This window comes from Pseudomonas sp. 2FE, from assembly GCF_005503735.1.
In the GTDB taxonomy this organism is placed as follows: Bacteria; Pseudomonadota; Gammaproteobacteria; order Pseudomonadales; family Pseudomonadaceae; genus Aquipseudomonas.
Genome location: NZ_SCMO01000003.1, coordinates 280491 through 293190, shown reverse-complemented (window position 1 = coordinate 293190; position 12700 = coordinate 280491). Strand labels below are relative to the sequence as shown.

Below are 12700 nucleotides of genomic sequence, written 5' to 3'. Positions count from 1 at the left end.
TTACAGGGCCTCGTTGGCCTCGTCCTCAAAAGAACCGAACAGCGGTTCGTCTTCGACCATTTCTTCCTCGGCGATCACGTTGTAATCGATCAGGCCGGCCGCGATTTCGCGCAGGGCGACCACGGTCGGCTTGTCGTTTTCCCAGGCGACCTTCGGCTCTTTGCCACCGGTAGCCAGTTGGCGGGAGCGCTTGGTGGCGAGCATGACCAGCTCGAAGCGGTTATCGACGTTGTCCAGGCAATCTTCAACGGTAACGCGAGCCATGGTATTCCTCGTAGCGACGTATATAAGAGCGAAAAACTGTGCCCAGATGGGCGAGCGGACTGAATAGTCTAAAAAATAACCAGCCTTTAGGGAAGCGCAGATTTTTTCGGCGCCTCGTTCCGGCTAGGCGAGCAACTGGCTGAGCAGATCGCTGAAGCGTTGCTGTTGCTGCAGTTGCTGCAACCGACTGGCGCGGAAAATCGCCTTCAGATCGTCCAGCGCCGTGGCGAAGTCATCATTGATCACCAGATAGTCATACTCGACATAGTGGCTCATTTCGCTGACCGCTTCACGCATGCGCTGCTCGATGATCGCATCGCTGTCCTGGCCGCGGTTGTTCAGACGCTGGCGTAACGCTTCTTGCGAGGGCGGCAGGATGAAGATCGACCGGGCTTGCGGCATCAGCTTGCGGACTTGCTGCGCGCCCTGCCAGTCGATTTCCAGAATCAGGTCGAAGCCTTCGGCGAGGGTCTTCTCCAGCCAGCGCTGCGAGGTGCCGTAGAGGTTGCCGAAGACTTCCGCGTGCTCGAGGAACTCGTTGCGCTCGAGCATTTGCAAAAAGCTGTCGCGACTGACGAAGTGATAGTTGAGCCCATCCGTTTCACCCGGCCGCATGTCGCGGGTGGTGTGCGACACGGAGACGCGAATCTGCGTCTGGGCGTCGATCAGGGCCTTGACCAGGCTGGTCTTGCCGGCGCCGGAGGGCGCGGAAACGATATAGAGGGTGCCGGGGGTGGCGTGCATGTCGGGTTCGCCTTACTCGATGTTCTGTACTTGTTCGCGCATTTGCTCGATCAGCACCTTGAGGTTCACCGCCGCCTGCGTGCTGCGTGTATCGAAGGCCTTGGAGCCGAGGGTGTTGGCCTCGCGGTTGAGTTCCTGCATGAGGAAATCCAGGCGCCGGCCCGCCGCGCCGCCGGCTTTCAGCACGCGCCGCACCTCGGTGACGTGGGTGCTCAGGCGATCCAGCTCTTCGGCGACATCACTTTTTTGCGCCAGCAGCACCAGCTCTTGCTCCAGGCGCTGCGGATCCAGCTCGGCCTGCATCTCGGCGCAGCGGTCGAGGATTTTTTGCCGTTGTGCGACGAGCATCTGCGGGATCAGCTCGCGCAGGGCGCTGACTTCCTCGGTGATGTTGTCCAGGCGCTCGTTCAGCAGCTTGGCCAATTCGGCGCCTTCCCGCGCGCGGCCATTTTTCAGCTCGCTCAGGGCCTCGGTGAACAGCTCCAGGGCGGCACTGTTGAGGGCCTGCGGGTCGGCGGCATCGGCGACTAGCACGCCGGGCCAGGCCAGGACTTCCAGCGGATTGAGCGGTGCCGGTTGTTTGATCAGGCTGGCCACGCTTTCTGCGGCGGCGACCAACTGAGCCGCGCGCTCGCGATCCACCTGCAGCGCTTTGCCGGCGGTGTCTTCGGCAAAGCGCAGGGTGCATTCTACTTTGCCGCGCGACAGGCCCTGGCGCAGGGCTTCGCGCACCGCGCCTTCGAGGTCGCGGAAAGACTCTGGCAGGCGCAGCTGCGGTTCCAGGTAGCGATGGTTGACCGAACGCAGTTCCCAGCTCAGCGTGCCGTTGGCACTGGCCCGTTCGACACGGGCGAAGGCGGTCATGCTGTGCACCATGGGGTGACCTCGCGAGAATAAGAGGGTACGAAAGGCGCAGGATTGTAGCGCAGTGCGTCGGTAGCTCCCAATTTGGCGTGTCGCCCCGCCTGTGCGGCCCTATAATGCCGAGCAGATTTCCGTCCCGAATAGGTATTTCCAAATGAAACGTCCCAGTGGCCGTGCCGCCGATCAGTTGCGCTCGATCCGCATCACCCGTAACTACACCAAGCACGCCGAGGGTTCGGTGCTGGTGGAGTTCGGTGACACCAAAGTGATCTGCACGGTCAGCGTCGAGTCGGGAGTCCCGCGCTTTCTCAAGGGGCAGGGCCAAGGTTGGTTGACCGCCGAGTACGGCATGTTGCCGCGCGCCACCGGCGAGCGTAATCAGCGTGAAGCCAGCCGTGGTAAGCAAGGCGGGCGGACCCTGGAGATCCAGCGCCTGATCGGCCGGTCACTGCGCGCCGCACTGGATATGTCCAAGCTGGGTGAGAACACCCTGTATGTCGACTGCGACGTGATCCAGGCAGACGGTGGTACGCGTACCGCGTCGATCACCGGCGCCATGGTCGCGTTGGTCGATGCGCTGAAAGTCATCAAGAAGCGCGGTGGCTTGAAAGCTGGCGATCCGCTGAAGCAGATGATTGCGGCCGTCTCCGTCGGTATGTATCAGGGTGAGCCGGTGCTGGATCTGGACTACCTGGAAGACTCCGCGGCCGAGACCGATCTGAATGTGGTGATGACCAGTGATGGTGGTTTTATCGAGGTGCAGGGCACCGCGGAAGGCTCACCTTTCCAGCCGGCCGAGCTGAATGCCATGCTGGCGCTGGCGCAGAAAGGCATGAGCGAGTTGTTCGAGTTGCAGCGTGCGGCGCTGGCCGACTAATTGCCCAGCTATCCAAGGAGGAACAGCATGAACGAGATCCAGACCCCGGTGCCGACACCCAGCCAAGAGGTGCGCCAGTGGGCGATGTTCTGCCACTTCGCGGCTTTTCTCGGCTTGGTGTTTCCCTTCGGCAATCTACTGGGGCCGCTGATCGTCTGGCAGATCAAGAAGGATCTCGATCCTTTTGTCGATGCCCAGGGCAAGGAGGCGCTGAACTTCCAGATCACCGTGGCGCTGGCGGCGTTGGTGTGCATTCTGCTGATGTTGGTGGTGATCGGTTTCGCCTTGCTGGGGTTGCTCAGCATCGGTGCGCTGGTGCTGACCATCATCGCCGGGATCAAGGCCAACGAAGGTCAGGCCTACCGCTACCCGTTCTGCTGGCGCTTGCTGAAGTAAGTTCGCGCAGACAACAAAAAGCCGGCTCAGCGCCGGCTTTTTGTAGGCAAGAACCAGGCGTAGTGCGTACTCGCGCAGCAGTACGCCATTGCCCTGGCAGGCTGCCGCTTCGCGGCGAGGCCGCCCTACACCCTGGGCGTCTTTCGGGTTAGACGCTCAGCGTCCAGTCATAGTCGACAATCAGCGCAGCATGCTGGGAGAAGCGCGGCTGGCGTGGTAGCCGGGCGCCGCGGACAAAGCGGCGCAGGCCGGGTGTCAGCAACTGGTAGTCGAAGCGGTAGCCTAGGTTGAGCATCTCGGCCTGCTCGCTGTTCGGCCACCAACTGAATTGCTCGCCTTCGCGGCTCACTTCGCGCAGCGCATCGACGTAGCCCATGGTGCCGACGACTTCGTCCATCCACGCCCGTTCCGGCGCGAGAAAGCCCGGCTCCTGCTGGCAGTCGCGCCAGTTCTTCACATCCAGCTTCTGATGGGCAACGTAGAGTGAGCCGCAGTAGATGTACTCGCGGCGCTTGCGACGTTGCTTGTCCAAATAGTGGGTGAAGTCGTCCATAAACTTGAATTTTTGGTTCAAGTTCTCGTCACCGCTCTGCCCGGAAGGCAGCAGCAGGGTGGCGATACTCACTTTGTCGAAATCGGCCTGCAGGTAGCGCCCGTAGCGATCGGCTGTCTCGAAACCGAGTCCGCTGATCACCGCCTTGGGTTGTAACCGCGAATAGAGTGCCACACCACCTTGGTCGGGCACTTCGGCATCGCAGGCATAGAGGAAATAGCCATCCAGTTGGAGGGCTGGGTCGTCCAGTTCAAAGGCGGAGGCACGGGTGTCCTGCAGGCAGATGACGTCGGCATTCTGAGCCTGCAGCCAACTGAGCAAACCGCGCTCGACTGCAGCCTGAATACCATTCACGTTCACACTGATGATCCGCATAAATGGCCCCCAAAAACACGTGCGTGTATGATACCCGAGCTCACCCTCATTAGCTAAACCCACAGCTAAATCCGTGCCGTTCGGGGCTTTTTTATGCAGGCGTACCAGCGCGAGTTCATTCGTTTTGCCATCGAGCGCGGCGTGCTGCGCTTCGGTGAGTTCACCCTCAAGTCGGGGCGTACCAGTCCGTACTTCTTCAATGCCGGCTTATTTAACAGCGGTTTGGCCTTGGCCCAGCTGGGGCGCTTCTATGCTGCGGCGCTGGTGGAGAGCGGGATTGCCTTCGATGTGCTGTTTGGGCCCGCCTACAAAGGCATTCCGTTAGCCGCAACCACCGCGGTGGCCTTGGCCGAGCAGCATCAGCGCGACCTACCCTGGTGCTTCAACCGCAAGGAAGCCAAAGACCATGGCGAAGGCGGCACGCTGGTCGGCGCGCCGCTGGCCGGGCGGGTGCTGATCATCGACGATGTGATCACCGCCGGTACGGCGATCCGCGAAGTGATGCAGATTATTCATGGGCAGGGCGCGCAAGCGGCCGGTGTGCTGATCGCGCTGAATCGTCAGGAGCGCGGTCAGGGCGAGCTGTCGGCGATCCAGGAGGTCGAGCGTGACTTCGGCATGCCGGTGGTGAGCATAGTTTCACTGGAGCAGGTGCTGGAATACCTGGCCGGTGATGCCGAGCTGAAGCAGCATCTGCCGGCGGTGCAGGCCTACCGCGCGCAGTACGGAATCTAATAACCTGTTCAATATCTGCTGCGCTTGGTCATGCTGCGTTGAAAACAGGCTCGGAATGCTCATTTACCACTTGTAAACTCTGCTTCCTCGCCTGTTTGACTCGTTACGCGTTGTGACCCACATGGATGTGGGGAATGTCGCTACCCGTAGGGAACGGGTGCGGCCCTGACCTGCGCTCGCGACGAGCTTGAACAGGTTCTAAGTCCTAATCACGATAGGGTGTTGTCTGCATGGTCAAGTCGGGGGCAATTCGCTTTACGTTGTTGTTCGGCTTGCTGTTGCCGGCTTTGGCTGGGGCGACGGAGCTGTACCGTTACGTAGACGCCAAGGGCGTCACGGTGCTGGATCGCCTGGGCGTGCCGCCGGAGTACATCAGTAAAGGCTACGAGGTGCTTAACGATCAGGGCCGGGTGGTCAAGGTGATTCCGCCGGCACCGAGCGCCGAGGAAATGCAGCGTCAGCTCGCGGATAAGGCGCGGGCTAGCTCCGATGCCCAGTTACTGCGCTTGTACTCCACGGTGGATGATGTCGATCGAGCCCAGGCCCGCAAGCTTGCCGAGTTGGATGGCGTGATCAGCGCGGCGCAGGGCAACTTGCAGTCGCTGCGTACGCAGCAGGCGAACTTGCAGAGCCAGGCGGCCGATCAGGAGCGGGCAGGGCGCCAAGCTCCCGAACATTTGGTCGCGCAGATCGACAACCTGAAAGCCGAACAGGCAGGGCTGCAGAAGGACATCCTGCGTTATCAGGCGGGCCGCAAGCAGGCCGAGACCAGCTTTGCGGCGGATCGGGCGCGCTTGCTCGAGTTGATCGGTACTCGCCGCTAACGGGCACTCTCCGGTCGACCTCCGCCCAGCGCACCCGCAGTGGGTGCTCGAGGCGGAGGTCAGAGCGCAGCAGGGTTCTCTCAGTGGTGCTTGCGATTGCAGATCAGGGTGCCGACGCCGCTGTCGGTGAAGATCTCCAGCAGCACGGCATTCGGCACGCGACCGTCGATGATATGCGCGCTGGTCACCCCGCCTTGCACGGCCTCGAGGGCGCAGCGGATCTTCGGCAGCATACCGCCGTAGATGGTGCCATCGGCGATCAGTGCGTCGACCTGGGTGGTCGACAGGCCGGTGAGGACCTGGCCCTGCTTGTCCAGCAGCCCGGCGATATTGGTCAGCAACATCAGCTTCTCGGCCTTCAGCGCTTCCGCCACTTTGCCGGCGACCAGGTCGGCGTTGATGTTGTAGGACTCGCCATTGGCGCCGACGCCGATTGGCGCGATGACCGGAATGAAGTCGCCCTTGACCAGCATGTTCAGCAGGTCGGTATTCACCCCGACGACTTCGCCGACATGGCCGATATCGATGATTTCCGGTTGGGTCATCTCCGGGGTCTGGCGGCTGACGGTGAGCTTCTTCGCACGGATCAGCTCGGCGTCCTTGCCGGTCAGGCCGATGGCGCTGCCGCCGTGGCGGTTGATCAGGTTGACTATGTCTTTGTTGACCTGGCCGCCGAGCACCATCTCCACCACGTCCATGGTCTGGCTGTCGGTGACCCGCATACCGTCGATAAAGTGGCTCTCGATGCTCAAGCGTTTGAGCAGGTCGCCGATCTGCGGGCCGCCGCCATGCACCACCACCGGGTTGATGCCCACCGCCTTCATCAGCACGATGTCGCGGGCGAAGCCGGTTTTCAGCTCGTCGCTTTCCATGGCGTTGCCGCCGTACTTGATCACCAGGGTCTTGCCGACAAAGCGACGGATGTAGGGCAGTGCCTCGGACAGCACCTTGGCAACGTTGGTGGCGGCATCACGGTCGAGGGTCATGCGGGGCTCCAATAAAACAGGATGGCCGGTCCAGCAGACCGGCCAGGCGATCAGAAGGGTAGGTTGAGGGCGGGGGCAACGGAGTACAGCTGGGCGCGGAACACTTCCTGAATGCGCTGGAGTTCCTCGGTGCTATCGGCTTCGAAGCGCAGCACCAGCACCGGCGTGGTGTTGGAGGCGCGGACCAGGCCCCAGCCTTTGGGGTAGTCGACGCGCACGCCATCGAGGGTGGTGATGCTGCCTTCACCCCAATGCCCATCACGCTGCAGCGCGTCGATGATGCTGAACTTGCTCTCCTCGGTGACCGTGATGTTGATTTCCGGCGTGGAGAGGTCGCTGGGGAAGGCGGCGAACACCTGCTCGGCGTCGCGCTTGTCCTGGCTGAGGATTTCCAGCAGGCGGGCGGCGCTGTAGATGCCGTCGTCGAAGCCGAACCAGCGCTCCTTGAAGAAGATATGCCCGCTCATCTCGCCGGCCAGCAGGGCGCCGGTTTCCTTCATCTTCTTCTTGATCAGCGAGTGACCGGTTTTCCACATCACCGGGCGGCCGCCGTAACCGCTGATCAGCGTGCCCAGGCGGCGGGTGCATTTGACGTCGAAGATGATGTCGGCGCCGGGGTTGCGCGACACCACGTCCTTGGCGAACAGCATCATCAGGCGGTCGGGGTAGACGATGGTGCCGGTGTTGGTCACCACGCCGACGCGGTCGCCGTCACCGTCGAAGGCCAGGCCGAGGTCGGCGTTCTCTTCCTTGACCTTGGCGATCAGATCCACCAGGTTTTCCGGCTTGCCCGGGTCCGGGTGATGGTTGGGAAAGTTGCCGTCGACCTCGCAGAACAACGGAATCACGCTGCAGCCCAGCGCTTCGATCAGCTGCGGGGCGATCACGCCGGCGGCGCCGTTGCCGCAGTCGACCACCACCTTCAGCGGTTTGGCCAGGGCGATGTCATCGCGGATCTGCTTGAAGTAGCGCTCAAGGATTTCGACCTGCTCGACACTGCCCAGGCCGCTGACCAGGTCATTGGTTTCGATGCGCTGGCGCAGGGCCTGGATCTGTTCGTTGGCCAGGGTGTCGCCGGCGACGACTATCTTGAAGCCGTTGTAATCCGGCGGGTTGTGGCTGCCGGTGAGCATCACGCCGGATTTGCCGGCCAAGACGTTGGCGGCGTAATACAGCGCCGGGGTCGGCACCATGCCGATGTCGCTGACCTGGCAACCGCATTCGACCAGCCCTTGGATCAGCGATTGCACCAGCTCGGGGCCAGACAGGCGGCCGTCGCGGCCGACGGAAACATTTGGCTCGCCGCAGGCAATGCTCTCGGAACCAACGGCGCGGCCGACCCAATAGGCGGTTTCCGGGGTCAGGGTATCGCCGACCACGCCGCGGATGTCATAGGCGCGGAAAATGCTGGCGGGCAAGTTGGGTGCGGTGTGCGGGGTGTTGCTCATAGCTGAGGCTTGCTCCAATCCCAGGAGATCCTGGTCTTCGTCGAGGATGTCGATATCGAAAATATCGGTGTCTTGAAACAGTGGATCGATCGGCTCCGCCGGTTTGGCCGCGCGCGGGGCCGGGCGAGCTGCGCCGCCGGGGGCGGTGCTCGCTGGATTGTCGCCATGTTCAGTTGCGGGCTCGCTTTGCCGGCGTGGCAGGCGAGCGAGGTTCTGCGCCAGGGCATTGAGTGCGGGCAAGCGCAGGCTGAAGGCTTTGACGGCTTTTCCGGCGGAGAGTTCTTGCACCAGTTGACCCAGTTGCTCGGCATCTCGGCGCAGACGGATCTGCATGGCGTTGTGCAGCAGGAGTAGGCCGAACAGCGCGCCGCCCAGCGCCAGTAGCGCGGCCAAGAGCAAGGGTAGCGCAGAGAAGGCGGATTGAGTCAGGGCCGGGCCGGGAATGAAGTCGAGTTTCCAGTTGGGGTTGCCGCTGCTAAACGCCAGCGCGCTGCCCTGGGGGGCGTGGCCAAGTTGTGCCAACAGTTGCGCGGGGCCGTTGCCGAATTGTTGGGTCAGTTGCAGTTGGCCAATGCCTGCCGGCAAGGGTGGCAGCGCGGCCAGCAAGCGCTGCAGGTCGACCACCAGCAACAGGGTGCCTTGTAGCGGTTGGCTGTCGGCCAAGCGCAGCGGCGTGGCGCTGTAGACCAGCCAGCGCTGGCCGATCTTGTAGGCCTCCGGCGCTGGGGACTGGCCGCCTTCGACCCGCCGCAGCAGATCCAGGGCGGCAAAGTTCATTGGCGCGGCGCGGCTGGCGTTCTGGGTGGCTTGGCCGGGTAGGTTGAGGTGCGCGTCGACCACGGCGTCCCAGTAACCGAGGCTGCGCTCGGCGGTCTGCAACTGTGCGCTGTCTTGGCTCTGCAGGGCCTGGAGCAGTTGCGGATTGTGCGCGGCGGCCTGGGTGTCGGCACTCAACTGGTGCAGCGCTTGCTGCAAGGCGGCGGCTTGGTTGCCTCCCCAGGTCTGGCCGAGTTGCGCCTGTGCTTGCTGCTGGGCGTTGTTGAGCAGACCAAACCAAAGCACTGCCGCGGCCGCGAGCAGGCCGACCAGCGCGGCGCCCAGGCCTGGGAATAGCGTCGGCAGGCCGTGCTCCTGGCTGGTGCTGGCCGCGGGCGGTGCGCTGGGCCGGGTCAGGTTGTCGGCGTCCTGGGCGGTGCGCTGGAAGAGTTTCACGGGGCGTCTCCTCGGCGATTCATCCTGAAATGCAGTCAGGCACTTCAGTGGCTGCCGGAGTGGCCGAAGCCGCCGGCACCGCGCTGGCTTTCATCGAATTGTTCGACCAGCTCGAAGTGCGCCTGTACCACCGGCACCAGGATCAGCTGTGCGATGCGCTCGCCGACGGCGATGGTGAAGGCCGTCTGCCCGCGATTCCAGCAGGACACCATCAGTTCGCCCTGATAATCCGAGTCGATCAGGCCGACCAGGTTGCCGAGCACGATGCCGTGTTTATGGCCGAGGCCCGAGCGTGGCAGGATCAAGGCGGCCAGGCCTGGGTCGCCGATATAGATCGACAGGCCGGTGGGGATCAGCAGGGTTTGACCGGGCTCGAGCACGCGGTCTTGGGGCAGCATGGCGCGCAGATCGAGGCCGGCAGAACCTGGGGTGGCGTACTGTGGCAGCGGGAAGTCGCGGCCGATGCGAGGGTCGAGAATCTTGGCTTGCAGTGCGTGCATGTCAGGCTCTGTGAGTGATCGGGTGCGAGCCTTAGGCCCGGTTCAGGCGCTCGGCGATAAAGGCGATCAGTTGCCGGGCAATCTTGCCCTTGCTGGTCTGGGCGAGGCTATTTTGCTGCAGTTCGCGATCGATGATGGTGATCGCGTTCTCTTCGCTGTTGAAGCCGATGCTCGGGTTGGCGACATCGTTGGCGACGATCAGGTCGAGGTTTTTGTCTTTCAGCTTGCGCGCCGCATAGTCGAGCAGCTTCTCGGTCTCGGCAGCAAAGCCGACACTGAACGGGCGATCGGCGCGCTGCGCGAGGGTTGCCAGAATGTCCGGGTTACGGACCATCTGCAGGAGCAGGCCGTCGCCGCTGGTCGGGTCTTTCTTCAGCTTGTGCTGGGCCACCACTTCCGGGCGGTAGTCGGCCACCGCGGCGGCGGCGATCAGTAGGTCGCAGGGCATCGCGGCCTCACAGGCGGCCAGCATGTCGCGGGCGCTGACCACGTCGATCCGGTTGACCCGCTCAGGCGTCGGCAGATGCACCGGGCCGCTGATCAGTGTCACCTTGGCGCCTGCTTCGGCGGCGGCTTCGGCCAGGGCGAAGCCCATCTTGCCGGAGCTGTGGTTGGTGATGTAGCGCACCGGGTCGATGTTTTCCTGGGTCGGCCCGGCGGTGATCAGCACATGCCGGCCGGTCAGGCTGCTGCGCTTGAAGCAATCGGCGGCGCATTGCGCCAGCTCATCGGCTTCGAGCATGCGGCCCAGGCCCACGTCGCCGCAGGCTTGGCTACCGGCGGCCGGGCCGAATAGGTGCAGGCCGCGTTCGGTGAGTATCGTGCTGTTAGCCTGGGTCGCGGGGTCGCGCCACATCGCCTGGTTCATCGCCGGAGCCAGGGCGACCGGGGCGTCGGTGGCCAGCACCAGGGTGGTCAGCAGGTCGTTGGCGATGCCTTGCGCCAGGCGGGCCATCAGGTCGGCGGTGGCGGGGGCGATCAGGATCAGGTCGGCCCACTTGGCCAGTTCGATATGGCCCATGGCGGCTTCGGCAGCCGGGTCGAGCAGGTCGAGGTGGACCGGATGGCCGGACAGCGCCTGCAGGGTCAGCGGGGTAATGAATTCACGGCCGCCCTGGGTCATCACCACGCGGACTTCCGCACCTTGGTCGCGCAGGCGGCGAACCAGTTCGGCGCTCTTGTACGCGGCAATGCCGCCACCCACGCCGAGGACGATGCGTTTCCGATACAGCCGCTGCATAGGCCTGCCTTATCTAGAGAGTGGAGGTGCGCAGCGGCGACGCCGCCGCCCCTGGCCAATCGCCGCGCAAAAAATTTGGGCTAAGATAGCACAGCGCCCGCACTGGAACAGCGGGCCCCGCTCGACATGGAGGTGCTATGAGCATTCGCGATTGGCCCGCGGCAGAACGCCCGCGAGAGAAGCTGCTGGACCAGGGGGCGGCGACCCTGACGGACGCCGAACTGCTGGCCATTTTTCTGCGCACCGGGGTCACCGGCAAGAGCGCGGTGGATCTGGCGCGGCACTTGCTCGCATCCTTCGGCGGGCTACGGCCGCTATTGGAGGCGGATCAGGCGAGTTTCAGCCAGCACCTCGGGCTGGGGCCGGCCAAATTCGCTCAGTTGCAGGCGGTCTTGGAGATGGCACGCCGGCATCTGGCCGAGCGCCTGCGCCGCGATTCGGCCTTGGAGAGCCCGCAGGCGGTGCGCGACTACTTGAAAGCGCTGTTGCGGCATGAGCCCCATGAGGTGTTCGGCTGCCTGTTTCTCGACTCCAAGCATCGGGTGCTGGCGTTCGAGGCGCTGTTCCAGGGCTCCATCGACAGCGCCAGCGTCTACCCGCGGCAGGTGGTCAAGCGCGCCCTGGCCCATAACGCCGCGGCCTTGATCCTCTGCCACAATCATCCCTCCGGCGTCGCCGAGCCCAGTCAAGCTGACCGGGTGCTGACCCAGCGTCTCCAGGAGGCGCTGGCACTGGTGGATGTGCGGGTGCTCGATCACTTTATCGTTGGCGACGGTGAGCCGCTGTCGCTGGCCGAATACGGTTGGCTGTAGGGCGGATAGCGCGGCTTTGGCACGCAACCCGAAGGGACGGGGCCGTCTTGTCGCAGGGCTGGCGCGCTTATGTCAACAGAGCCTAGGGCAATACAGTTGGAGTGACGAGCGGTCGGGGCCTGCGCTGCCCGTGGCGCTGCCGGTTGCAGCGCGGGCGCGGGCTGTCGGGCTTGTGGAAAAGCGCAGTTATCCTTGTTGCCTGGGGGGCTTTCTGGTATAAAGCAGCGCTCTTTTCTAGGGGCCCGGTTCCTTCGCTTGTAGGTGTGGCCGGTAAGACCCTGAAGAAACGTGGCGCCGAGCGCCAAATGACTTTGAGTTTAAGCGGCCAACCCATGCCGGGTTGGGCATGTGGTTTTAGAGGGCTGAGGTATGTCGAGAGTCTGTCAAGTTACCGGTAAGGGTCCGGTAACCGGGAATAACATTTCCCACGCGAACAACAAAACCCGTCGCCGTTTCCTGCCGAACCTGCAGCATCACCGCTTCTGGGTCGAGTCCGAGAAGCGCTTCGTGCGTCTGCGCGTAACTGCCAAAGGCATGCGTATCATCGACAAGCGCGGCATTGATGTTGTGCTGGCCGAAATCCGCAGCCGCGGCGAAAAGGTTTAAGGAGCTAATCATGCGTGAACTAATCCGTTTGGTGTCGAGCGCCGGTACTGGCCACTTCTACACCACCGACAAGAACAAGCGCACCACCCCGGACAAAATCGAAATCAAAAAATTCGATCCGGTTGTGCGTCAGCACGTGATCTACAAGGAAGCCAAGATCAAGTAATTGATCCGGCCCTTGCCGAAAAAGCCCGCCCCTTGGCGGGCTTTTTCTTGCCGGCGATTTAGTCCGGGTCGGGCGCGCTGGCGGGGTTTTGCTCGCGG

At 63.2% G+C, this 12700-nt stretch carries 15 protein-coding genes; 7 read left to right on the top strand and 8 right to left on the bottom strand.

All coding sequences use genetic code 11. From position 1 onward, the window contains the following. From rpoZ to FFS12_RS08725, 3 genes are all read right to left on the bottom strand, one after another. Positions 1–264 (bottom strand): DNA-directed RNA polymerase subunit omega, encoded by a 264-nt coding sequence (gene rpoZ, locus FFS12_RS08735; protein ID WP_137819059.1) that lies wholly within the window; start codon positions 262–264, stop codon positions 1–3. Between the two features lie 123 nt (positions 265–387). Then, entirely contained in the window at positions 388–1008 is a 621-nt protein-coding gene (gene gmk, locus FFS12_RS08730; protein WP_137886487.1) for a guanylate kinase, read from the bottom strand. Between the two features lie 12 nt (positions 1009–1020). Then, the gene (locus FFS12_RS08725) at positions 1021–1884 is read right to left on the bottom strand and encodes a YicC/YloC family endoribonuclease (RefSeq protein ID WP_137886486.1); all 864 of its coding nucleotides are present in this window, start codon (positions 1882–1884) and stop codon (positions 1021–1023) included. A 142-nt stretch (positions 1885–2026) separates the two neighbouring features. Between FFS12_RS08725 and rph the strand changes: the two genes are divergently transcribed. Further along, positions 2027–2749 (top strand): ribonuclease PH, encoded by a 723-nt coding sequence (gene rph / locus FFS12_RS08720; RefSeq protein ID WP_137819056.1) that lies wholly within the window; start codon positions 2027–2029, stop codon positions 2747–2749. A gap of 27 nt (positions 2750–2776) precedes the next feature. Continuing rightward, positions 2777–3145: a DUF4870 domain-containing protein gene (locus tag FFS12_RS08715; RefSeq protein ID WP_137886485.1), complete on the top strand. Its 369-nt coding sequence runs from the start codon at positions 2777–2779 to the stop codon at positions 3143–3145. A gap of 148 nt (positions 3146–3293) precedes the next feature. On the opposite strand, the gene FFS12_RS08710 is transcribed toward FFS12_RS08715, so the two are convergent. After that, entirely contained in the window at positions 3294–4073 is a 780-nt protein-coding gene (locus FFS12_RS08710) for an exodeoxyribonuclease III (RefSeq protein ID WP_137886484.1), read from the bottom strand. 93 nt (positions 4074–4166) lie between these two features. Here FFS12_RS08710 and pyrE point away from each other — a divergent pair, with 93 nt between their 5' ends. Both pyrE and FFS12_RS08700 read left to right on the top strand, forming a co-directional pair. Beyond that, entirely contained in the window at positions 4167–4808 is a 642-nt protein-coding gene (gene pyrE / locus FFS12_RS08705) for an orotate phosphoribosyltransferase (RefSeq protein ID WP_137886483.1), read from the top strand. Between the two features lie 230 nt (positions 4809–5038). After that, positions 5039–5632: a DUF4124 domain-containing protein gene (locus FFS12_RS08700; RefSeq protein WP_137886482.1), complete on the top strand. Its 594-nt coding sequence runs from the start codon at positions 5039–5041 to the stop codon at positions 5630–5632. Positions 5633–5712: 80 nt separating this feature from the next. On the opposite strand, the gene argB is transcribed toward FFS12_RS08700, so the two are convergent. From argB to coaBC, 4 genes are all read right to left on the bottom strand, one after another. Then, entirely contained in the window at positions 5713–6618 is a 906-nt protein-coding gene (argB, locus tag FFS12_RS08695) for an acetylglutamate kinase (protein ID WP_137886481.1), read from the bottom strand. A gap of 50 nt (positions 6619–6668) precedes the next feature. Then, positions 6669–8066: a phosphomannomutase/phosphoglucomutase gene (gene algC, locus FFS12_RS20025; RefSeq protein ID WP_218568968.1), complete on the bottom strand. Its 1398-nt coding sequence runs from the start codon at positions 8064–8066 to the stop codon at positions 6669–6671. Between the two features lie 1256 nt (positions 8067–9322). After that, on the bottom strand, positions 9323–9778 hold the full coding sequence (gene dut / locus FFS12_RS08685; protein WP_137886479.1) for a dUTP diphosphatase: 456 nt from the start codon (positions 9776–9778) through the stop codon (positions 9323–9325). A gap of 31 nt (positions 9779–9809) precedes the next feature. Further along, the gene (gene coaBC / locus FFS12_RS08680) at positions 9810–11018 is read right to left on the bottom strand and encodes a bifunctional phosphopantothenoylcysteine decarboxylase/phosphopantothenate--cysteine ligase CoaBC (protein ID WP_137886478.1); all 1209 of its coding nucleotides are present in this window, start codon (positions 11016–11018) and stop codon (positions 9810–9812) included. A 137-nt stretch (positions 11019–11155) separates the two neighbouring features. On the opposite strand from coaBC, the gene radC reads away from it, so the two are divergent. From radC to rpmG, 3 genes are all read left to right on the top strand, one after another. Continuing rightward, entirely contained in the window at positions 11156–11830 is a 675-nt protein-coding gene (gene radC / locus FFS12_RS08675; protein WP_137886477.1) for a DNA repair protein RadC, read from the top strand. 369 nt (positions 11831–12199) lie between these two features. Next, entirely contained in the window at positions 12200–12436 is a 237-nt protein-coding gene (gene rpmB / locus FFS12_RS08670; protein WP_084303647.1) for a 50S ribosomal protein L28, read from the top strand. A gap of 10 nt (positions 12437–12446) precedes the next feature. Further along, complete coding sequence (rpmG, locus tag FFS12_RS08665; protein WP_108095062.1) at positions 12447–12602, top strand: 50S ribosomal protein L33; 156 nt, start codon at positions 12447–12449, stop codon at positions 12600–12602. The last annotated feature ends 98 nt before the right edge of the window (positions 12603–12700 follow it).